This is a genomic window from Enterobacter cloacae complex sp. SYL001, assembly GCF_049237025.1.
Taxonomy (GTDB): Bacteria; Pseudomonadota; Gammaproteobacteria; order Enterobacterales; family Enterobacteriaceae; genus Enterobacter; species Enterobacter intestinihominis.
This window is the reverse complement of sequence record NZ_JBMKJI010000015.1, coordinates 86,411-107,268: the sequence shown is the minus strand read 5'-3', so window position 1 is coordinate 107,268 and position 20,858 is coordinate 86,411. Positions and strand designations below refer to the sequence as shown.

Annotated in this window: 18 protein-coding genes and 1 tRNA gene; 8 read left to right on the top strand and 11 right to left on the bottom strand. The window is 54.0% G+C overall.

The window, feature by feature from the left end; translation table 11 throughout:
* Positions 1–128 precede the first annotated feature (128 nt).
* Together ypeC and mgrA are read right to left on the bottom strand one after the other, a co-directional pair.
* Entirely contained in the window at positions 129–476 is a 348-nt protein-coding gene (gene ypeC, locus ACOTZP_RS14850; RefSeq protein WP_022648932.1) for a DUF2502 domain-containing protein YpeC, read from the bottom strand.
* Between the two features lie 126 nt (positions 477–602).
* Positions 603–1,601, bottom strand: coding sequence for an L-glyceraldehyde 3-phosphate reductase (mgrA, locus tag ACOTZP_RS14845; protein WP_023306661.1), 999 nt, complete (start codon positions 1,599–1,601; stop codon positions 603–605).
* A 186-nt stretch (positions 1,602–1,787) separates the two neighbouring features.
* On the opposite strand from mgrA, the gene ipdC reads away from it, so the two are divergent.
* On the top strand, positions 1,788–3,446 hold the full coding sequence (gene ipdC, locus ACOTZP_RS14840; RefSeq protein ID WP_271074580.1) for an indolepyruvate decarboxylase: 1,659 nt from the start codon (positions 1,788–1,790) through the stop codon (positions 3,444–3,446).
* On the opposite strand, the gene ACOTZP_RS14835 is transcribed toward ipdC, so the two are convergent.
* Entirely contained in the window at positions 3,447–4,682 is a 1,236-nt protein-coding gene (locus tag ACOTZP_RS14835) for an ion channel protein (protein ID WP_271074581.1), read from the bottom strand.
* 205 nt (positions 4,683–4,887) lie between these two features.
* On the opposite strand from ACOTZP_RS14835, the gene glk reads away from it, so the two are divergent.
* On the top strand, positions 4,888–5,853 hold the full coding sequence (glk, locus tag ACOTZP_RS14830) for a glucokinase (protein ID WP_022648928.1): 966 nt from the start codon (positions 4,888–4,890) through the stop codon (positions 5,851–5,853).
* Between the two features lie 35 nt (positions 5,854–5,888).
* Here the strand turns inward: glk and ACOTZP_RS14825 are convergent, their stop codons facing one another.
* Together ACOTZP_RS14825 and ACOTZP_RS14820 are read right to left on the bottom strand one after the other, a co-directional pair.
* Positions 5,889–6,620: a LytR/AlgR family response regulator transcription factor gene (locus ACOTZP_RS14825; RefSeq protein ID WP_032623833.1), complete on the bottom strand. Its 732-nt coding sequence runs from the start codon at positions 6,618–6,620 to the stop codon at positions 5,889–5,891.
* A 13-nt stretch (positions 6,621–6,633) separates the two neighbouring features.
* On the bottom strand, positions 6,634–8,331 hold the full coding sequence (locus ACOTZP_RS14820; protein ID WP_421633744.1) for a LytS/YhcK type 5TM receptor domain-containing protein: 1,698 nt from the start codon (positions 8,329–8,331) through the stop codon (positions 6,634–6,636).
* 386 nt (positions 8,332–8,717) lie between these two features.
* On the opposite strand from ACOTZP_RS14820, the gene alaC reads away from it, so the two are divergent.
* Entirely contained in the window at positions 8,718–9,953 is a 1,236-nt protein-coding gene (gene alaC, locus ACOTZP_RS14815) for an alanine transaminase (protein ID WP_023300650.1), read from the top strand.
* A 57-nt stretch (positions 9,954–10,010) separates the two neighbouring features.
* Here the strand turns inward: alaC and ypdK are convergent, their stop codons facing one another.
* The 4 genes from ypdK to ACOTZP_RS14795 form a co-directional block, all read right to left on the bottom strand.
* On the bottom strand, positions 10,011–10,082 hold the full coding sequence (gene ypdK / locus ACOTZP_RS14810) for a membrane protein YpdK (RefSeq protein WP_099458937.1): 72 nt from the start codon (positions 10,080–10,082) through the stop codon (positions 10,011–10,013).
* Positions 10,083–10,441: 359 nt separating this feature from the next.
* Positions 10,442–11,362: a kdo(2)-lipid IV(A) palmitoleoyltransferase gene (lpxP, locus tag ACOTZP_RS14805; protein ID WP_168713920.1), complete on the bottom strand. Its 921-nt coding sequence runs from the start codon at positions 11,360–11,362 to the stop codon at positions 10,442–10,444.
* A gap of 248 nt (positions 11,363–11,610) precedes the next feature.
* Positions 11,611–11,682, bottom strand: a tRNA-Arg gene (locus ACOTZP_RS14800).
* Between the two features lie 75 nt (positions 11,683–11,757).
* A complete protein-coding gene (locus tag ACOTZP_RS14795) occupies positions 11,758–12,687 on the bottom strand; it encodes a formate/nitrite transporter family protein (protein WP_271074629.1) in 930 nt (309 codons plus the stop codon).
* 314 nt (positions 12,688–13,001) lie between these two features.
* Between ACOTZP_RS14795 and mlaA the strand changes: the two genes are divergently transcribed.
* Positions 13,002–13,754: a phospholipid-binding lipoprotein MlaA gene (gene mlaA / locus ACOTZP_RS14790; protein ID WP_022648871.1), complete on the top strand. Its 753-nt coding sequence runs from the start codon at positions 13,002–13,004 to the stop codon at positions 13,752–13,754.
* A gap of 44 nt (positions 13,755–13,798) precedes the next feature.
* On the opposite strand, the gene fadL is transcribed toward mlaA, so the two are convergent.
* Positions 13,799–15,082, bottom strand: a complete 1,284-nt coding sequence (gene fadL, locus ACOTZP_RS14785; protein WP_022648870.1) for a long-chain fatty acid transporter FadL — start codon at positions 15,080–15,082, stop codon at positions 13,799–13,801.
* 372 nt (positions 15,083–15,454) lie between these two features.
* Between fadL and ACOTZP_RS14780 the strand changes: the two genes are divergently transcribed.
* The 4 genes from ACOTZP_RS14780 to sixA all read left to right on the top strand — a co-directional run bounded on the left by ACOTZP_RS14780 (position 15,455) and on the right by sixA (position 20,129).
* The gene (locus tag ACOTZP_RS14780) at positions 15,455–15,739 is read left to right on the top strand and encodes a YfcZ/YiiS family protein (RefSeq protein WP_022648869.1); all 285 of its coding nucleotides are present in this window, start codon (positions 15,455–15,457) and stop codon (positions 15,737–15,739) included.
* A 237-nt stretch (positions 15,740–15,976) separates the two neighbouring features.
* Positions 15,977–17,287, top strand: coding sequence for an acetyl-CoA C-acyltransferase FadI (gene fadI / locus ACOTZP_RS14775; protein ID WP_271074630.1), 1,311 nt, complete (start codon positions 15,977–15,979; stop codon positions 17,285–17,287).
* Positions 17,287–19,434 (top strand): fatty acid oxidation complex subunit alpha FadJ, encoded by a 2,148-nt coding sequence (gene fadJ / locus ACOTZP_RS14770; RefSeq protein WP_271074631.1) that lies wholly within the window; start codon positions 17,287–17,289, stop codon positions 19,432–19,434. The genes fadI and fadJ overlap by 1 nt, the downstream gene beginning before the upstream one ends.
* Before the next feature lie 209 nt (positions 19,435–19,643).
* Complete coding sequence (gene sixA / locus ACOTZP_RS14765) at positions 19,644–20,129, top strand: phosphohistidine phosphatase SixA (RefSeq protein WP_003861375.1); 486 nt, start codon at positions 19,644–19,646, stop codon at positions 20,127–20,129.
* Positions 20,130–20,175: 46 nt separating this feature from the next.
* Here sixA and smrB read toward each other — a convergent pair whose 3' ends face one another.
* A complete protein-coding gene (gene smrB / locus ACOTZP_RS14760) occupies positions 20,176–20,727 on the bottom strand; it encodes an endonuclease SmrB (RefSeq protein ID WP_022648866.1) in 552 nt (183 codons plus the stop codon).
* Positions 20,728–20,858 lie beyond the last annotated feature (131 nt).

The window sequence follows — 20,858 nt, the reverse complement described above, 5'->3', positions numbered from 1 at the left end:
GAAACTGCCACTGAGGAGGGAGCGGGAATATGAAAGGGAAATCAGGCAGAAAAAATCAAAATATCCCTTTAAAAACAATGCTGGTCACCTTAAGTGACCAGCATTAGCCGTGAGGCTCCTTTTAGCTGTTAATGGTGATGGCCGTGACCATGGCCTCTGCCTTTTCCGTGACCCCTGCCGCCACGGCGGTCGTCACGATCGTTCCAGCCTTCGCGGTAGCCGCGCTCGTAGGCCTTACGCTTATCCCAGCCACGGTGATAGCCGTTATCGTGTTTCCACCAGCGGTTTTTACGCCACTCATAATGTCGGTGCCAGTAGTCACGGTCGCGCCAGTAGCCACCGTCCCAGTATCTGCCGTAGTCATCACGATCGCCAATTTGTAATTTAATCGATGGCAACAGGGTGATTTCGCCCGCATTGGCGACCAGCGGGGCCGAAGCCAGTAGTACCGCTGCAAGAATCAGTGACCTGAACATACTCTTCTCCTTCACGATCGGGGCCGCTGTGCGACCTGTTAACGCAATTTTACGAGTTGGTAAACATTCGTTTCATCGCCTCAACTCCTAAATCATGAACGAGAGCACTTTTTGCTAAAAGTGTTTTTAATCTGAACTGGACAGGATCGCTTCTATCGTCTTCAGCTCTTCTGCGGAGAAATGACGATTTTCAAGCATGCCTGCAGCATCTTCAATTTGTCCGGTTTTGCTTGCGCCGATGAGCACTGATGTCACCGCATCGTGGCGCAGGATCCAGGCCAGTGCCATTTGCGAAAGCTTTTGCCCCCGTTTTTCCGCCAGCGCATTCAGCTTGCGTACCTTTTCCAGCTTTTTGTCGGTGATCTGGTCCGGATTAAGGAACTTACTGCCGCTTGCTGCGCGAGAATCCGCCGGGATGCCGTTCAGATAGCGATCGGTCAACTGTCCGCCCGCCAGGGGAGAGAAGGGGATACATCCCACCCCTTTTTGCTGCAACACGTCCAGCAACCCCTCTTCAGGCGCACGTTCAAACATGGAGTACTTCGGCTGGTGGATTAGACAGGGCGTACCCAGATCCTCCAGTATTTCAATCGCCTGCCGCGCCAGTTCTGCCGGGTAGTTGGACAGGCCGATGTACAGCGCTTTGCCCTGGCGCACCACATGGTCAAGCGCTTTCATCGTTTCACGTAGCGGCGTTTGTGGATCGGGGCGGTGGTGATAGAAGATATCAACGTACTCCAGCCCCATACGCCTGAGGCTCTGGTCAAGGCTGGAAATCAGATATTTACGCGAGCCCCAGTCGCCGTAAGGCCCGTCCCACATGGTGTAGCCCGCTTTGGTGGAGATGATTAGCTCATCGCGCCAGGGCAGGAAATCCTCCTGCAGGATGCGCCCGAAGTTGCGTTCGGCTGAACCAGGAGGTGGGCCGTAATTATTAGCAAGGTCAAAATGTGTAATACCCAAATCGAAGGCGCGCTGTAAAAGTTGACGGCTGTTTTCGAGCAGCGTCGCGTCGCCAAAATTATGCCAAAGCCCCAGCGAGATGGCGGGAAGCTTGAGGCCGCTTTGTCCACAGCGGCGATATTGCATTGTCTGGTAACGATTTTTGTCAGGTTGATAACCCATGAGCGAGACCTCTGGCGCTGGAAAGAAAAATCAGTGTATGCGTTTACACTAACCTGAAGAAAATGAGCATAGCTCAGCTTTTTTCGTAAAGCATTCTTTCCAGCCCCTGATTGTCGCCAATTCTGGACACCCTTCACGCTTATTTAATACTCAGAGTGAGGTCAACGTCAGAAGGACACCTATAATATGCGTACCCCCTATTGCGTCGCCGATTACCTGCTGGACCGACTAACAGATTGCGGTGCCGATCATCTGTTTGGCGTGCCGGGCGACTATAACCTGCAGTTTCTCGACCATGTGATAGACAGCCCGGACATCTGCTGGGTGGGCTGTGCCAACGAGCTGAACGCGTCTTACGCCGCAGACGGCTATGCCCGCTGTAAGGGATTTGCCGCACTCCTGACGACTTTCGGCGTTGGGGAGTTAAGCGCCATGAACGGTGTGGCGGGCAGCTTTGCCGAACATGTCCCCGTGCTCCATATTGTGGGGGCTCCGGGTATGGCGGCGCAGCAGCGAGGAGAGTTACTGCACCACACCTTAGGCGACGGCGAGTTCCGCCATTTCTACCACATGAGCGAACCCATCACCGTTGCACAGGCGGTGCTTACCGAACAAAACGCCTGCTATGAAATTGACAGAGTCCTGACCACCATGCTGCGGGAGCGCCGTCCGGGCTACCTGATGCTGCCCGCCGATGTGGCGAAAAAAGCCGCTACGCCCCCTGTAAGCGCTCTCACTCTTAACTCCGCACCGGCCGATTCAGCCTGCATGCAAGCGTTCCGTGAGGCTGCCGAAAAGCGTTTTTCAACGAGCAAACGCACCGCGCTGTTAGCGGACTTCCTGGTGCTGCGCCACGGTTTGCGCGCGGCCCTTCAGACGTGGGTGAAAGAGGTGCCGATGGCACACGCCACCATGCTGATGGGCAAGGGCATTTTTGACGAACGACAGAGCGGTTTTTATGGCACCTACAGCGGATCGGCGAGCGCCGCGGCGGTCAAAGAGGCAATCGAGGGGGCTGATACGGTGCTGTGCATTGGCACGCGCTTTACCGATACGCTCACAGCCGGGTTTACCCACCAGCTGACGCCAGTTCAGACGATAGAGGTTCAGCCCCACGCGTCCCGCGTCGGCGACGTCTGGTTTACGGGTATCCCGATGAGGGAGGCCATTGAAACGCTGACAGCGCTGTGTAAAACCTATGTTCGTGATACGCGAGCGCCATCTGATCACAGCAGCTCTTCTTTCCCCACTATCGAAGGGGCGCTGACTCAGGAGAGCTTCTGGCGTACCCTGCAAACGTTTATTCGCCCCGGAGACATTATTCTGGCTGACCAGGGGACGTCTGCTTTCGGCGCTATCGATTTGCGTTTACCGGCAGACGTGAACTTTATCGTCCAGCCGCTTTGGGGATCGATCGGCTACACGCTCGCGGCGGCGTTTGGCGCGCAAACAGCGTGTCCGAACCGACGCGTGATTGTCCTGACGGGTGACGGTGCCGCGCAGTTGACCATTCAGGAGCTGGGATCGATGCTGCGCGACAAGCAGCGCCCGATTATTCTGGTGCTTAACAACGAGGGATACACGGTTGAGAGAGCCATCCACGGGCCGGAGCAGCGCTATAACGATATTGCCCTCTGGAACTGGACGCAGATCCCGCAGGCGCTGAGCCTGGCGCCAGAAGCAGAATGCTGGCGCGTCAGCGAAGCGGAAACACTGGCGGAGGTGCTGGATAAAGTAGCACACCACGAGCGACTATCGCTGATCGAGGTGATGCTGCCGAAAGCCGATATTCCGCCGCTGCTGAGCGCGCTGACCAAAGCGCTGGAGGCGCGCAATAACGCCTGATTACCTGTCGTTTCGCCATGCCATCAACATCGGTTTGCCCGCCAGCAGGAGCCAGGCGGGCAACATCACGATACAAAGGAGCGGCAGAAGCGTGGTATCCGGCACCACAACGGCCGCCATAAACAGACTCAGCCATGCATCGCGCGTTACCACCAGTACCAGCCCCAGAATGGAGCAGGAGACGGTAATCGCCGCAGGGACAGCGTCGACGTGCTCATGCAGCATCAGCCCCAGCGCGACGCCAACAAATACCGCCGGGAAGATCCGTCCTCCCCGGAAACCACAGGCTGCAGCGATCACCAGCGCCGCCAGTTTTACCAGCGCGAACAGCAGATAATCGGAGACGCTAAAGACCTGGCTGAAGGCCAGTTGCTGCATCTCGTCCAGACCCTTAAACAGCGTAACCGTCCCGCCGATAGCGCCTAAAACGCCCAGAATAAAACCGCCCATACCCAGAATCAGCACCGGATGCTTCAGCCTGTGCATCAGACGATGCAGGCGCGGAAGACACCACACTGCGATCATTCCCAGCGCAATGGCTATCGCGACGACGACGGCACCGCTGACAATATCGGTGAGTTGCATCTGGCCATAGTGGGGGATGGGGAGTGAAAAATGAGGATGGAAAAACAGGCTGGTCGTGAGGGCCCCTGCTGCGGCGGCCATCAATGGCGCAAAGAGTTTATCCCACAGCGGCACATCATTGTCGCTGCTGAGCGTTTGCGAAAAGATGAGCGCAGCCGCTATTGGGGTACCAAACAGTGCCCCGATGGTACCGGCGGAAGCCAGAATCGTCCAGTCCAGCGCGCCAACGCGCGGGAAAAGACGCGCTCCCAGAAAGACCGCCAGCGCGATATTAACCGCCATAATGGGATGTTCAGGCCCGAGGCTTACGCCGCCCGCAAGACCGATAATCAGCGCGATAACAAGCCCCGGCAGAGCAGAGGGAGATACTGGCGCACCAATCAAGGGTTCCAGTGCCGGGTCCGGCCCGGCATGGCCCGGGCTATAGCGGATCACCAGACCTACGGCAATTCCGGTCAGGGTCAGCATCATCATGATCCACCCTGGCGAGTCAGTGCTGATGCCAAGTTTAATCGGCAGCGCGGTCCATAAAATCGTTTGCAGCACTGCCGCTACTTTCATGACGACGATGAGCACCAGGCTCGACGCTACGCCAATAATTAGCGCCGGGACAGCCAATAACAGCATGGTTCTGGCTCGCGGATGGAGCATGATGATTTCCTTGTACAAAACGGCTTAACGTTACTTTGCACAATCAGCATTGTGGCAATAGTGCAAAAGGTGCTGAAACGGTAAAGTTATTATGTGACGAAGATCGATAATCCATGGGCAGTCACCTTCTGGTCGTTGTTGTTATCACGCCTTGAATTTACAGTGTCCCAAAGATTTATTCTGACTTTAGCGGAGCAGTAGAAGAATGACAAAGTATGCTTTGGTAGGTGATGTAGGCGGCACCAACGCGCGCCTTGCCCTGTGCGATGTAAACAGCGGTGAAATTTCTCAGGCGAAAACCTATTCAGGGCTGGATTACCCAAGCCTGGAAGCGGTAGTTCGCGTCTATCTTGAAGAGCATAAAGTGAGCGTTGAAGACGGTTGTATCGCCATCGCCTGTCCGATCACCGGCGACTGGGTGGCGATGACCAACCACACGTGGGCCTTTTCAATTGCCGAAATGCGGAAAAACCTCGGCTTCTCGCACCTTGAAATTATCAACGATTTCACTGCGGTTTCCATGGCTATCCCAATGCTTAAACCTGAGCATCTGATTCAGTTCGGCGGTACGGCCCCGGTTGAAGGCAAACCCATTGCTGTTTACGGCGCCGGAACCGGTCTGGGGGTGGCGCACCTGGTTCACGTCGACAAACGCTGGGTCAGCCTGCCGGGTGAGGGCGGCCACGTGGATTTTGCGCCGAACAGCGAAGAAGAGGGCATTATTCTTGAGGAGCTACGCGCCGAGATTGGTCACGTGTCGGCCGAGCGCGTGCTTTCTGGTCCGGGTCTGGTGAACCTGTATCGGGCGATTGTAAAATCAGACGGTCGTCTGCCGGAAAATCTGCAGCCTAAAGATGTGACCGAACGCGCGCTGGCCGACAGTTGTATTGACTGCCGTCGTGCTTTGTCGTTGTTCTGCGTCATTATGGGGCGTTTCGGCGGCAACCTGGCCCTGAATCTCGGCACCTTTGGCGGGGTCTATATTGCGGGCGGGATAGTGCCGCGCTTCCTCGATTTCTTTACCGCCTCCGGTTTCCGTGGTGGCTTTGAAGACAAAGGCCGCTTCAAAAGTTACGTGCAGGACATTCCGGTTTACCTGATTGTCCACGACAATCCGGGCTTGCTTGGCTCCGGGGCGCATCTGCGTCAGGTACTTGGCCAGATCCTCTGACATCCATCTCCCTCTCCTGCGGGAGAGGGAACGCGCTACAGGTGCATGAGCTGGCGGAACGCTTTAACTCTGCTGCGGCTTACCGGCACCTGAAAATCCAGATCCTTCAGACGCAAAATATAGGTGTTATTAAACCAGGGTTCGATCTCGCGGATCTTGTTCAGATTGACGCAGAACGAGCGGTGGCAGCGGAAGAAGTGCGCTGCCGGGAGTTTGTTGCAAAATTCGGTGATGTTCATCGCCATTACGTAGGCCTCACGCCGCGTATAGACAAACGTCATTTTTTCGTGCGCTTCAGCATAGTAAATATCGTCGACAGGCGTGACGATGATCCGTTCGTCCTTCACCAGATTAATGGTGTCGTTTTCCCGCGCTACCGGACTGGCACTGGTGGGCAGCGACTGCTGCTGCCATGCGGCTTCCAGCTTATGCAGCATGCTGATAATACGCGACTCCTGATACGGCTTGAGAATATAGTCAAACGCCTCCAGCTCGAAGGCTTCCACGGCATGCTCTTTCCACGCGGTGACAAACACAATAAACGGCTTATGGGCGAACTGATTGATATTTTGCGCCAGCAGAACGCCGTCCAGAGACGGAATATTAATATCGAGAAAAATCGCGTCGACCCGGTTATGCTGCAAAAATTTCAGCACGTCCAGACCATCCTCAAAACAGCCAACAATCTCCATCTGGCTGTGGGTTTTGATAAGCCAGCTCAACTCCTGCTGAGCCAGAATTTCATCTTCTACGATGATGACTTTCATCTGTTACTCCGGCCTACGGCAACAAGGATATGGGGGCATTAATGGGCGTTCGTTCGTTCGGGACATAAAAAGCAATCTCGGTGCCCGGCTCAAGGCGGTGAATGTGCAGCCCGTCACCGTACAGCAGCTTGACCCGGTGGTGCACGTTCAGCAGCCCGATTTTATTTCCCGGCATTTCGTTTGATTCGACGCGCTCGATCACTTTCGGATCGATGCCGTGTCCGGTATCGCGCACGGCGATTCGCACGCGGTTACCGCTTTCCGTCACGCTAATCGTGACCACGCCTTTTCCTTTACACGGCTGAATGCCGTGAACAATGGCGTTTTCCACCAGCGGCTGGATCAGCAGGCTTGGGATCACGCAGTTGACCTCTTCATCAATATCGTAAATGACCGTCAGCTTATCGCCAAAGCGTGCCTGCTCAATCGCGATGTAATCCTTGATTTGATACAGCTCTTTTTTGATGTCGATCTGCTCGTCGTCTTTTAACTCAATGTTGTAGCGCAGATAGCGCGACAGATTAAAAATCAGCTGCCGCGCGGTATCCGGATTAAGACGAATGGAAGAGGAGATAGCGTTCAGTGCGTTAAACAGGAAATGGGGATTGATCTTGCTTTGCAGGGCACGCAGCTCTGCCTTATTTGCCATCTCGCGCAACTGCTCCGCACGCGAAACTTCGTGTTGGGTGGAGATAATCTGCGACAGGCCAATCGCCATCTCCTGGAGCGAGGAGGTGATTTGGTGCGCATGGCAGTAGTAAATTTTCAGCGTCCCCGTGACCACGCCTTTTTCCCACAGCGGGATCACCAGCATTGAGTGGATCTCTGGCGTCCGGTGGGCTTCATCATTGTTTTTAATGATGATTTTTCCGTAGTTAATCGCCTGTCTGGTGGTCGGGCTGATGGTATCGTCGCTGTCGCGATAATTGTGCTCACCGACGCCAACATAGGCCAGCACGTGGTCAATATTGGTGATGGCGACCGCATCGGCGTGAATATCCCGGCGGATGATATCGCAAACCTGACGTAAAGATTCGGTGTTAACGTGTCGGAAAATCGGCAGCGTTTTGTTGGCAATATCCAGTGCCAGCTTCGCCTGACGCGCGGCGCTCGCCTCTTTTTCGCCTTCCACGCTTTGCACCAGCAGCACGATAAAGCCTATACAGACGCTTCCGAGGATCATCGGAATACCGATCTTCGAGACGATATCCAGCCCCAGCGCAGTGGTCGGTGCCCAGACGACGACCAGGATCATGGTCAGCGTTTCGCAGACCATCCCCGCGATAATCCCCGCACGCCAGTGCTGTTTTTTCGGGATTTTGCGGTTAATCCAGCCGGAGAGTACCCCGGCAATAATGCTGGTGATAAAGCAGGGGACTGCCGTCACGCCGCCAATATCAATCAGGTATCGATGGGTGCCGGCGATAATGCCTGTGATAATCCCGACCCAGGGACCAAAGAGGATCCCGCCTGACATTACGGCGATGATGCGCACGTTCACCAGCGAGCCTTCTACCGGCACGCCGGACCAGGTGCTGAACAGGGCAAACATCGAAAAGATAAACGTAACGGCCAGCAGCTCTTTTGGCGAGTGGGCAGATTTATGCAACAGTTCGCGAAACAAGCGGATGCGGATAAGGAAAAAGAGACAGATCAGCATTAATGCCGCGCGGTCGAACACCGCCAGGAGCATATTGAAGATTTCGTGCACGGTCAGGCCTGGGAAAACGGGAAAAATCTATGATAGAAAACATAGGGCCAGATGACCAGCTATCCATCAGATTTATCAAATGGGGAAAAACCATAATTCTCAAAGGGGATTGCTGGCTTTTGACTGAAAGTCGCTGCTTTTTCGTTTGGGGAGAAGCGTCGGGTAACGATACTGAAAATATTGTGTTAAATCGCAGCGCTTAAAACTGCCTGATCACGATAAGAGTTCCGCTTTTCACTGCAATCGCATTCCCGTTTTAGCGCAATATATTGTTTTGCCGTTATCCCCTCGACAGCGTCTTTTTCTTCAGGTTATTTTCTAAGCATGCCACACGGGTGGCAGCGTCGCTCGGACGGTCCGGGCGCTAACGTGACTCTGAGGAATCTATGGCTGAATTCAGTCCTGAACGCCGTTTTACGCGTATCGATCGTCTCCCCCCTTATGTTTTCAATATCACTGCTGAACTGAAAATGGCTGCACGTCGGCGCGGTGAAGACATTATCGATTTCAGTATGGGTAACCCTGACGGCCCAACGCCGCCGCATATCGTTGAGAAACTCTGCACAGTTGCCCAGCGTCCCGATACCCATGGGTATTCAACCTCTCGCGGCATTCCACGCTTGCGTCGGGCGATCTCCCGCTGGTATCAGGACCGTTATCAGGTGGATATCGATCCTGAAAGCGAAGCAATTGTGACCATTGGCTCCAAAGAGGGGCTGGCCCACCTGATGCTGGCGACGCTCGATCACGGCGATACCGTCCTGGTGCCGAATCCGAGCTACCCAATTCATATTTATGGGGCGGTGATTGCTGGCGCGCAGGTGCGTTCTGTCCCCCTGGTGGAAGGCGTCGACTTCTTCAACGAGCTGGAACGGGCGATTCGTGAAAGCTATCCGAAGCCGAAAATGATGATCCTCGGTTTCCCGTCCAACCCAACGGCACAATGCGTCGAACTCGAATTCTTTGAGAAAGTGGTCGCGCTGGCTAAGCGTTACGACGTGCTGGTGGTACACGATCTCGCCTATGCTGATATCGTTTATGATGGCTGGAAAGCGCCGTCAATTATGCAGGTACCGGGTGCCCGTGATGTGGCGGTTGAGTTTTTCACCCTGTCGAAAAGCTACAACATGGCGGGCTGGCGAATTGGATTTATGGTGGGAAACAAAACGCTGGTGAGCGCCCTGGCGCGTATTAAAAGTTACCATGACTATGGTACGTTTACGCCATTGCAGGTCGCGGCCATCGCGGCGCTGGAAGGGGATCAGCAGTGCGTGCTTGATATTGCCGCCCAGTACAAGCGCCGCCGTGATGTGCTGGTAAAAGGGCTTCACGAAGCGGGCTGGATGGTTGAAATGCCTAAAGCTTCCATGTACGTCTGGGCGAAAATCCCCGAGCCGTATGCGGCGATGGGATCTCTGGAATTTGCCAAAAAACTGCTTCAGGACGCGAAGGTTTGCGTTTCTCCAGGCATTGGCTTTGGTGACTACGGTGACACGCATGTGCGTTTCGCGCTGATCGAAAACAGCGACCGTATCCGTCAGGCTGTGCGGGGGATTAAAAGCATGTTCCGCGCGGATGGCCTGCTTGCAGTTAAGAGCGTCGTGGAACAACCCGAGTCGTAACGGACACCAAAAAAACAGGCGCTAACGGCGCCTGTTTTTTTGACTGCATTTTCTTAACTAGATCATCAGAGCAAACGTTCCGGCCCAAACTAAAACAATAACCGAAATGCCCATAAAGAAATATTTCACGTTTCATCGCTCCGCGTATCTTCCGGTACGCATTAAAAAAACAGAGTCCAACTGAGTATAGAGAGTTGAAATCATGCGAAAGGGGAAATCGGAATTATCCCGTTACGTCGCTAACTTCAGCTCTGAATTCTGTGCTTTCCTGTCGCCAGACGGCGCTAATGTACGCCTAAATTTCAGGAGTGACAAGAGGCATTTTTTTAAATAATTTCCGATACTTACGAGTGTCGTGGAACGGCGACAGTTTGATTTCAGTACGCAATAAATGCCTGTTGAGCGACGGTCGAAAAAAGCCGTTACGCACTGCGATTACAGGTGCTTGAAAAGGTTAGTTTCTTAGCGAAACTAACCTTCGAAAGGGGTTAGATATAAAGTGAGGCTTCGCCCAGAGGGCGGGTTTTAAAGCGGCGGTGCATCCACAGATACTGCTCAGGTGCTCGCATAATCTCAAACTCAATCACCTTATTGATAAAGGTCGCGGCTTCACTCTCATCCTCAGGATAGTTCGCCATCTCCGGTGAGATATGCAGACGATAGCCTGACTTATCCGCTTTTCTGACCATGGTCACCGTTAACATCGAGGCGCCAGAGAGACGTGAAATCACAAAGGTACCGTTCGTCGTAGCGACATCTTTAACCGCAAAGAAAGGGGCAAAGCTGCTGCCTTTAGGGCCGTAGTCCTGGTCCGGGGCAAACCAGACGGCTTCACCTTTTTTCAGGGCGCCAACCATACCGCGCAGATTGTTACGGCTGATCATCGCCTTATTTGAACGCATGCGGCCCCGCGTTTGTACCCATTCCATCAGTGCGCTGTTATGCGGGCGATAGGTTGCCATCATCGGCTGACAAAGACCCATAACGCGGCCGCCCAGCTCAAGCGACATAAAATGCACACCCACAACCATCACGCCGCGTTTTTGCATCTGGGCATGTTTGAGGTTATCCAGACCTTCAACGTCAAACCATTTACGGACACGCTCGTCTGGCCAGAACCAGGCCATACCGGTTTCAAGCAGCGCCATACCGATAGATTTAAAGTTTTCAGCGATCAGCGTTTCACGCTGCTGCGCGTTGTAATGCGGAAAGCAAAGTTCAAGATTTTTTCGGGCAATGGACTCGCGACGCTTAAGAAAGTGACGCGATGCGCTGCCGAGCTTCGAACCCAGGAAGCGAATCACGGGATAAGGAAGCTGGACTAGCAGCCAAAGTACGCCAAGGCCGAACCATGTAAACCAGTAGCGCGGGTGCAGAAACGCCCGCTGAAATTTGGATTGAGACAAAATAGTGGAACCTTTGTAAAGCCTGTGAAGGTAGCGCAGACTTCGCGATACCACGTGCCATTGAGACCGTAGGACGAGGTCATGGTTGCAGGCTTTACCGTTCTTTACGACGTTGCCTGGCCATTGCTGACTTGGGTGGGCGGCTTAATGTAGCACCGTTATACATTATGAGCTATTACTCGTTTTTGCTTAAAAAAGCGGCAATTGCAAAGCGGATTGATAAATCAGGCATTATAGGGGGAAATTAAAAGTGTCCCCTGCAGGAATCGAACCTGCAACTAGCCCTTAGGAGGGGCTCGTTATATCCATTTAACTAAGGGGACGAAGCGGCAAGAGTATAGCGTTAATTACACTTCTCGTTAAGCGCATTGCCGCCTGACTGGTCAAAGAGTCACCGTTCACGCCGATTTTTCGGCAGTTTTATCCTTTTTTTCCTGAGCCTTAAGTTCGGCCTTACGCTTGTTGGACATGTCGTTACGGATTTGCGCATGGCTCAGCAGTGCAAAGATAAAGGTTCCGCCACAAATGTTGCCTGCGAGAGTAGGCAGGGCGAACGGCCAGAAAAAGTCGCTCCAGTGGAGTGTGCCGTTAAATACCAGATAAAGGATTTCAACGGTCCCGACAACAATGTGCGTGGTATCGGCGAGTGCGATAAGCCAGGTCATTAGAATAATCACCACGATTTTCGCGCTGCCCGCTGACGGGAACATCCACACCATAGTGGCGATGATCCAGCCGGAGATAATGGCATTAGAGAACATTTCAACCGGCGTATTTTTCATTACGTCCATGCCAATCTTCACAAATGCGTCGCGGGTCGGTTCATCAAAAATTGGCATATACTCGAAGGCCCAGGCTGCAATGCCCGTACCGATCAGGTTCCCCAGCAGCACGACGCTCCAGAGGCGCATCAGTAAACCAAAATTACCAAGGGTCGGATTTTGCATGACGGGCAGTACGGCAGTGACGGTGTTCTCCGTGAAAAGCTGCTGTCGCGCCATAATGACGATAATAAAGCCGAACGTGTAGCCTAAATTCTCCAGCAAAAAACCGCCCGGCACGCCTTCCAGCTGAACGTGAAATATACCTTTGGCGAGCAGAGAGGCGCCCATCGACAGACCGGCTGCGATGGCCGACCACAGCAGGGCCATTGCATCACGCTCCATCTCCTTTTCGCCATCCTGGCGAATATGCTCATGAATGGCCATGGCGCGCGACGGCAGGCGATCCTCATCGACTTCTATCTCTTCTCCCCGGTCTTTCTCCTCACTTTCAATCTCATGTTCCTCATTGTTCTCGCCAATTTTTTCTTCGTTAATATCTTTCATAACTGCTCCTTCGGGGTAATCGCTCATTTAAGCGTAGCGGCTTTTGGTGCCTTGCCCGTGGGGAAGCTCTTAAATTGCTGAAAATGGCAATAAAGGTGAGACATCTCTTTCAAAGCCAATATAAAATTGCCAGCGAAACGAATTCTTAAAGACAGGCTATGCTGAAATTAGCGTGATGACGCGAGCGGGTCGTCATTGTCCTCGTAGACATCGGTAAGCGTGCTGTTACAATCACTTGCACGTTTCAGGCGGAGCCTCACAGGCTCCGTCACAGATGGCATTCAACGATAGCCATATTGAACAGGGAGAAATATATGAAGCTTCGGCTGTCGGCGCTTGCGCTGGGCGTAACGATGCTTGTGGGCTGCGCCAGCTCTGGCGAGCAAACGGGACGCTCCGATCCTCTCGAAGGATTTAACCGTTCAATGTACAACTTTAACTATAATGTGCTGGATCCATATCTGGTTCGTCCGGTTGCCGTGGCATGGCGTGACTACGTTCCGCAGCCAGCGCGTAACGGGCTGAGCAACTTTACCAGTAACCTGGAAGAGCCAGCGGTGATGGTGAACTACTTCCTCCAGGGCGACCCGTATCAGGGGATGGTGCATTTCACCCGTTTCTTCCTGAACTCTCTGCTGGGTATGGGCGGCTTAATAGATGTCGCAGGCATGGCGAACCCGAAATTACAGCGTGAACAGCCGCATCGTTTCGGCAGCACACTGGGGCATTATGGCGTAGGTTATGGGCCGTATGTGCACCTGCCATTCTACGGCAGCTTTACCGTGCGTGATGATGGCGGCGACATGGTGGATACGCTGTATCCGGTGCTGTCATGGCTCACCTGGCCGCTGTCGATTGGTAAATGGACCGTGGAAGGGATTGAAACACGTGCGCAACTGCTGGACTCTGACGGTCTGCTGCGTCAGTCTTCCGATCCGTACATCATGGTCCGCGAGGCCTATTTCCAGAACCATGACTTTATTGCCAACGGCGGTAAGCTGAAGCCGGAAGATAATCCGAACGCGAAAGCCATCGAGAACGAATTAAAAGATATCGATTCGGAATAAATAAAAAAGGTGAGCGATGCTCACCTTTTTTAATCGTGTTGGGATTAGAACGCGTAGTTGAAGTTGGTACCAAACAGCCAGGCTTTACCTTCAGAGGTAAACTCGTAAGGGCCTTCCTGGAAGGTCACTTTCTGTCCATGCATGTACGACACGCCCGCGTCGATAGAGGCATTCTCGTTGAACGCGTAGGTTGCCCCCGCACTTACCCAGAAACGGTCCTGATCCGGAATGGAGATAGAACGCTTATCTGCCGGTACCGGACTGTCATCAAATGCCACGCCGGTACGGAACGTCCAGTTGTCATCCATATAATAGGTCGTACCAAGTGCGATACGGTAAGCATCGTGGAAGCTTTCGTCTTTATAGAACAGCGTCTGGCCGTTGCTGCCGGTGGCTTTCAGCTCCTGGAACTGGCTCCAGCTGGTATACGCGAGGCTATAGTGAATAGCCCACTGCGGCGCAACGCGGTTATAACCTGACACTTCCCACATTTCTGGCAGATGCAGTGACAGTGAACCCGGTACGGTTTGATTCGAGGTACCCCATGGAATGGTGGTGCCTGCGCCCGGTACCATACCGTTGACTGGGCTCAGGATGCCGCTTTTGTAATCGCCATCGAAGTCAATCTTCACTTCTGAGCGGTAGGTCAGACCCCAGCGGTTGTTTTTATCCAGTTCATAAAGGATACCGGCGTTCCAGCCATAACCCCACTCGTCACCTTTCAGGCTGGCAATTTTATTACTGTTTTTCGGCAGCGCAGCAGTTTGCTCCCCGGAATAACGCTCGATTTTTGCATCAGCGTAGACAGCATCAAAGCCCAGACCAAAGCTCCAGTTATCGTTCAGACGATATGCGCCGCTCAGGTTAAGGTTCAGGGTCGTCAGGTCGGTTTTACCGCCGTATTCCCCGGCCGGGTAGTTGTTATTGAACTCCGTTGCCAGGCCATAGTTTGAGGTGACAGAGGCACCCCAACCAAACTGTTCATTGATTGGCGCAACAAAGTGCAGGTTAGGCACCCACGCCGTTGGTGCAATGTTATCCGCCTTCAGATCTGCGCCGGTATACTGAGATTTGCCAGAAATGTTGACATCAGGATCGATGTAAACCGCACCGGCAGAGAAGGTAGGGCGATCAAACATCATGATAAGCGCCGGGTTACGGCTTGCGTTGCCTGCGTCATCGGCAATCGCACCTTCCCCGGAATACGCACGGCCAAGGCCAGAGGAAGAAAATTCGTTTAACTGGAAGCCCGCTGACCAGGCGGACGTTGAGACGATTGCCACTGCAACTGCTAAAGCAGTTTGTTTGAACAGGGTTTTCTGGCTCATGACCATAACCTCATTGAGTTATTTTTATTCAATAATTGTTACATACCGTAACAGGAGCGCGAAGTGTAGGGTCTGAGGTATGACATACAAATCAGACCAGTGGCGAGAGTATAGGTCTGACCAGCTGGGATGTTGCAAGTTTGTTTATTAATATTTTCAAACATGTTTCATGAAACGAGATCTGGTTGGCAAAATTGTGACCAGTACGATTCATCCGAAAAGGTGAATTTTGTTTTAGATCATTTTTTAGTGTGATATTGCTCACTTATCCGGTTTTGCGCCATTAACGGCTGGAGGGGGCTCGTCCGGGGGCGTAAAATAGTCGCATCGTGTTTATCTCGCGCGCTGCGCGAATACAGAGGAAATTGAGCTATGAGTAAATGCAGTGCTGATGAAACCCCGGTTTGCTGCTGTATGGATGTTGGCACCATTATGGACAACACCGATTGCACCGCCTCTTACAGCCGCGTATTCCCTAACCGCGCTGAAGCGGAAGAGACGCTGGCCGCGCTGAGCAAGCGTGCGCGTGAAGTCGAATCCGATCCATGTGAAATCAAATCTACCTTCACGGAAGTGGAAGGCGGCGTACAGCTGGATATCGACTTTGTGTTCGCCTGCGAGGCAGAAACGCTGATCTTCCAGCTGGGCCTGCGTTAATTCCTGCGGTCTGGTGCCCTCACCCCAACCCTCTCCCACGGGAGAGGGCGCAAACACTAAAAACGGTAACCCACGGGTTACCGTTTTGCTTTTACCCTGGGCATTTTCTTTTTCTTCTCTGTGCCTTAGCTCGCAATTTTTCGCTTCCCCGATTGGCTCAATGTAAAAAAATAGTTAAGACTATTATCAGGTCAGACCACTTAACGTGCGCGCAAAATTTTTTTACAGGGGAGTGTTATGAGTCAGGCATTACCGCTTATCACCCGACACGGTGACCGCATTGCCATTGTCAGCGGGTTACGTACGCCGTTTGCACGTCAGGCAACCGCGTTTCACGGTATACCGGCTGTCGATCTGGGAAAAATGGTGGTGGGGGAGATGCTGGCTCGCAGCGAGATCCCGCCAGAGGTTATTGAGCAACTGGTTTTCGGCCAGGTGGTACAGATGCCGGAAGCACCCAATATCGCGCGTGAAATCGTGCTGGGTACCGGCATGAATGTTCATACCGACGCCTACAGCGTCAGCCGCGCCTGCGCTACCAGTTTCCAGGCGGTGGCGAACGTGGCGGAAAGCCTGATGGCGGGGACCATTCGCGCGGGAATTGCCGGCGGCGCTGATTCCTCCTCCGTGCTGCCCATCGGCGTCAGCAAACAGCTGGCCCGCATTCTGGTGGATGCCAACAAAGCTCGCACTACCGGTGCAAAGCTTAAACTCTTCTCGCGTTTACGCCTGCGCGACCTCATGCCTGTGCCACCTGCCGTTGCTGAATACTCCACCGGCCTGCGCATGGGCGATACAGCCGAGCAAATGGCAAAAACCTACGGTATTACCCGCGAACAGCAGGATGTGCTGGCGCATCGCTCGCATCAGCTGGCAGCGAAAGCCTGGTCGGAGGGCAAACTGACCAACGAAGTGATGACCGCCTATGTACCGCCTTACCGGGAACCGCTCGCGGAAGATAACAACATTCGCGGCACCTCAACCCTGGCAGATTACGCAAAACTGCGCCCGGCCTTTGACCGTAAACATGGCACCGTTACGGCGGCCAACAGTACGCCGCTGACGGACGGTGCCGCCGCCGTGATCCTGATGACGGAATCCCGGGCGAAAGAGCTGGGCATCACACCGCTGGGCTATTTGCGCAGCTATGCCTTTACCGCCATCGATGTCTGGCAGGACATGCTGCTCGGACCGGCCTGGTCCACGCCGCTGGCGCTGGAGCGCGCGGGGCTAACGCTCTCCGATCTCACGCTAATTGATATGCACGAAGCCTTTGCCGCACAAACGCTGGCAAACGTGCAGCTTATGGCGAGCGAACGTTTTGCCCGCGACGTGCTGGGCCGCGCACATGCCACAGGCGAAGTGGATCAAAGTAAATTCAATGTGCTGGGTGGCTCCATTGCTTATGGTCATCCGTTTGCAGCGACCGGGGCGAGAATGATCACCCAGACGTTGCACGAACTGCGTCGCCGTGGCGGCGGCTTTGGTCTCGTCACCGCCTGTGCGGCGGGCGGCCTGGGCGCAGCAATGGTTCTGGAGGCTGAATAATGGAAACGACATCTGCATTTAACCTTGCTGTTCGCCTTGATAACGTGGCCGTTATCACCATTGATGTGCCCGACGAAAAAATGAATACCCTGAAGGCGGAGTTCGGCGTTCAGGTGCGTGCGATGCTCAGACAGATCCGCGAAAACAAAGCGATACGTGGCCTGGTATTTATCTCGGCAAAGCCGGATAACTTTATTGCCGGGGCCGATATCAACATGATTGCCCGGGCGACAAGCGCTCAGGAAGCAGAAGATCTGGCGCGTCAGGGGCAGCAGGTGATGGCGGAGATCCATGCGCTGTCGATACCCGTTGTCGCTGCGATCCACGGGGCTTGCCTGGGCGGCGGGCTTGAGCTGGCGCTGGCCTGCCACAATCGCATTTGTACCGACGATGCGAAAACCGTACTCGGACTGCCTGAAGTACAGCTTGGATTGCTGCCCGGTTCAGGTGGCACGCAGCGCTTGCCGCGGCTGGTGGGCGTCAGTACTGCGCTGGAGATGATTTTAACCGGTAAACAGCTGCGCGCCCGTCAGGCGTTAAAGGCGGGTCTGGTTGATGAGGTCGTTCCGCACGCAATCTTGCTTGAGGCTGCCGTTGAGCGGGCGCTGAAAGGTCGTCAGGCGAAACGCCCCCTGCCGGTGCGTGAGCGTATCCTCGCCGGGCCGCTGGGGCGCACGCTGCTGTTTAATATGGTGGGTAAAAAAACCGAGCAAAAAACCAGAGGGAACTATCCGGCAGCGACGCGCATTCTGAAGGTGATTGAAACCGGTTTATCGCAGGGCAGCAGCAGCGGTTATGCCGCGGAAGCGAAAGCGTTTGGCGAGCTGGCGATGACGCCGCAGTCGCAGGCGTTGCGCGGCATTTTCTTTGCCAGCACGGAGGTTAAAAAAGATCCGGGCAGTGAAGCTGAACCGGCTCCGCTGCGCGCCGTTGGGGTTCTGGGTGGTGGGCTGATGGGCGGCGGCATCGCGTTTGTCACCGCCAGCAAAGGCAAATTGCCCGTACGTATCAAAGATATCAATCCTAAGGGCATCAACCACGCGTTGCAGTACAGCTGGCAGAACCTTGATCGCAAAGTGAAACGCCGCCATATCAAGGCCAGCGATCGCGATAAAACCCTCGCGATGATCACTGGCGCCACCGACTACAGTGGGTTTGCACACCGCGATCTGGTGATTGAAGCCGTGTTCGAAGATCTGGCCCTTAAGCAGCAGATGGTAGCGGACGTTGAACAGCATTGCGCGCCGCACACCATTTTCGCGTCAAACACCTCGTCTTTGCCGATCGGCGACATCGCGGCGAAAGCCATGCGCCCGGAGCAGGTGATAGGGCTGCACTATTTCAGTCCTGTCGAAAAAATGCCGCTGGTGGAGGTTATCCCTCATGCCACAACCAGCCCGCAAACTATTGCCACCGTGGTGAAGCTGGCGAAAAAACAGGGCAAAACTCCTGTTGTGGTCGCGGACAAAGCCGGCTTCTACGTCAACCGCATTCTGGCGCCGTATATTAACGAAGCGATGCGGTTGCTGACGGAAGGGGAGAAAATTGAGCACGTCGATGACGCCCTGGTGAAGTTTGGTTTCCCCGTCGGCCCAATCCAACTTTTGGATGAGGTAGGAATTGATACGGGGACTAAAATTATCCCTGTGCTGGAAGCGGCTTATGGCGATCGTTTTGCGCCGCCTGCAAACTTTGTTTCCGCAATTTTGAAGGACGATCGCAAAGGCAGAAAAAATGAACGCGGTTTCTATCTTTACGCCGCGAAAGGGCGTAAAAGCAAGAAACAGGTCGACCCTTCGGTTTATGCGCTTATTCCTGTCACGGGTCAGGGAAAACTGTCGGCGGTTCAGTGTGCTGAGCGCTGCGTGATGATGATGCTCAATGAAGCGGCGCGCTGCTTTGGTGAGCAGGTGATCAAAAGCGCGCGCGACGGCGACATCGGTGCCGTGTTTGGTATCGGTTTTCCGCCATTCCTTGGCGGCCCGTTCCGGTATATGGATACCCTCGGGGCGGGTGAAGTGGTTGCGATCCTGCAACGTCTGGCCTCGCAATACGGTCCACGGTTTACACCTTGTGACGAATTATTGCAGATGGCGGAACGGGGTCAGACATTCTGGCCCGCAAGGGAAACTGATTGCGTAAACTGAAGTCAAAGAAGGGTAAATCCTGAGGTGATGGAACCTGTTCTGGCGAAATTGTAAACAGAGATTGACTATACTTACGCCATTGAGGTAAAAAACAGCGTTTCATTCACCGAATGGATCAGGCACAATGCCCGGCCATCGGGTTTTCTACCTCAGAGCATTAATCGCGGGTAGTTAACGCCGGTGATTCTGGTTAACAAAAGCGGTGCAATATGCAAGTTTTTATCATGCGTCACGGCGACGCGGCACTCGATGCCGCCAGTGACTCAGTACGTCCTTTAACCGTCTGTGGCTGCGACGAATCCCGTCAGATGGCGACATGGCTTAAAGGTCAAAAAGTGGACATTGAACGCGTTCTGGTGAGTCCGTTCCTGCGGGCAGAACAGACGCTGGATGTGGTAGGGGAGTGTATGAACCTGCCATCCAGTGTGGATGTTCTCCCTGAACTCACGCCGTGTGGCGATGTTGGCCTTGTCAGTGCTTACCTTCAGGCGCTGTGCAACGAAGGTGTCGCTTCCGCACTGGTCATTTCCCACCTGCCGCTGGTCGGCTATCTGGTATCTGAGCTGTGCCCGGGCGAAACGCCGCCGATGTTCACAACGTCCGCCATTGCCAACGTCACCCTCGACGAAACCGGCAAAGGGGTCTTTAACTGGCAAATGAGTCCGTGCAACCTGAAGATGGCTAAAGCTATCTGACGTGACGTGCGATATGGCGGGGTGCCGCGTGCCTCCCGCCATCCTGTCAGGGCAACTCTGGCGGCTGCCACTCCTCAACTTCAATCAACACCAGCAATGCGGCATCTCCGCCGTACTCTTTTGGTGCCTGATGAAAAGCCATTACGTGCGGATGCTGAGCCAGCCACAGCGGCGTCTGTTGTTTGAGAATATGTTTGCCGTGACCGTGCATCACGCAGGCGCAAAAAACATGCTCGCGTCGGCACGCCGCGATCAACGCCCCCAGCTCCTGCTTCGCCTGCATCTGGGTCAACCCATGCAGATCGAGGAACAGCTCCGGCGAGTAATCTCCCCGGCGTAATTTTTTCAGTTCAAAATGGCTAACGTCTTCGCGCACGTATTTCACCGCGCCCTGCGTATTTAGCAGCGGCTGAAACTCATCTGAAAAATAGTGGCTGTTATCGGCCTGCTCCTGAAGCAACCGTTTGACCGGAACCTCGCTGATTTTTTTACGCTGTGGGCGATGGACAATGGTGTCGTGCGTGATTTTACGCGTCCCGGTCATCAGCTGACGGAAGAGAGCCTGATCCTCCTCGCTGAGCGATGTTTTCTTTTTCATTCGTCATTCTCATCTCGTATTTCCGATAGTGTACCCGACTAAACGCATTTTTTAACCTCAAGCGACACGCGTCATTGCTGATTTATCGCCGTCTTCATGGCAAACTAGCCGCCGAAAATTATGCGAGCATG

Coding starts and splice junctions, on each gene's coding strand:
- mlaA (WP_022648871.1), top strand. CDS start 13,002: ATGAAGCTTCGGCTGTCGGCGCTTGCGCTGGGCGTAACGATGCTTGTG.
- ACOTZP_RS14835 (WP_271074581.1), bottom strand. CDS start 4,682: ATGCTCCATCCGCGAGCCAGAACCATGCTGTTATTGGCTGTCCCGGCG.
- fadI (WP_271074630.1), top strand. CDS start 15,977: ATGAGTCAGGCATTACCGCTTATCACCCGACACGGTGACCGCATTGCC.
- fadJ (WP_271074631.1), top strand. CDS start 17,287: ATGGAAACGACATCTGCATTTAACCTTGCTGTTCGCCTTGATAACGTG.
- glk (WP_022648928.1), top strand. CDS start 4,888: ATGACAAAGTATGCTTTGGTAGGTGATGTAGGCGGCACCAACGCGCGC.
- fadL (WP_022648870.1), bottom strand. CDS start 15,082: ATGAGCCAGAAAACCCTGTTCAAACAAACTGCTTTAGCAGTTGCAGTG.
- ACOTZP_RS14825 (WP_032623833.1), bottom strand. CDS start 6,620: ATGAAAGTCATCATCGTAGAAGATGAAATTCTGGCTCAGCAGGAGTTG.
- mgrA (WP_023306661.1), bottom strand. CDS start 1,601: ATGGGTTATCAACCTGACAAAAATCGTTACCAGACAATGCAATATCGC.
- ACOTZP_RS14795 (WP_271074629.1), bottom strand. CDS start 12,687: ATGAAAGATATTAACGAAGAAAAAATTGGCGAGAACAATGAGGAACAT.
- alaC (WP_023300650.1), top strand. CDS start 8,718: ATGGCTGAATTCAGTCCTGAACGCCGTTTTACGCGTATCGATCGTCTC.
- ypeC (WP_022648932.1), bottom strand. CDS start 476: ATGTTCAGGTCACTGATTCTTGCAGCGGTACTACTGGCTTCGGCCCCG.
- ipdC (WP_271074580.1), top strand. CDS start 1,788: ATGCGTACCCCCTATTGCGTCGCCGATTACCTGCTGGACCGACTAACA.
- sixA (WP_003861375.1), top strand. CDS start 19,644: ATGCAAGTTTTTATCATGCGTCACGGCGACGCGGCACTCGATGCCGCC.
- smrB (WP_022648866.1), bottom strand. CDS start 20,727: ATGAAAAAGAAAACATCGCTCAGCGAGGAGGATCAGGCTCTCTTCCGT.
- ACOTZP_RS14780 (WP_022648869.1), top strand. CDS start 15,455: ATGAGTAAATGCAGTGCTGATGAAACCCCGGTTTGCTGCTGTATGGAT.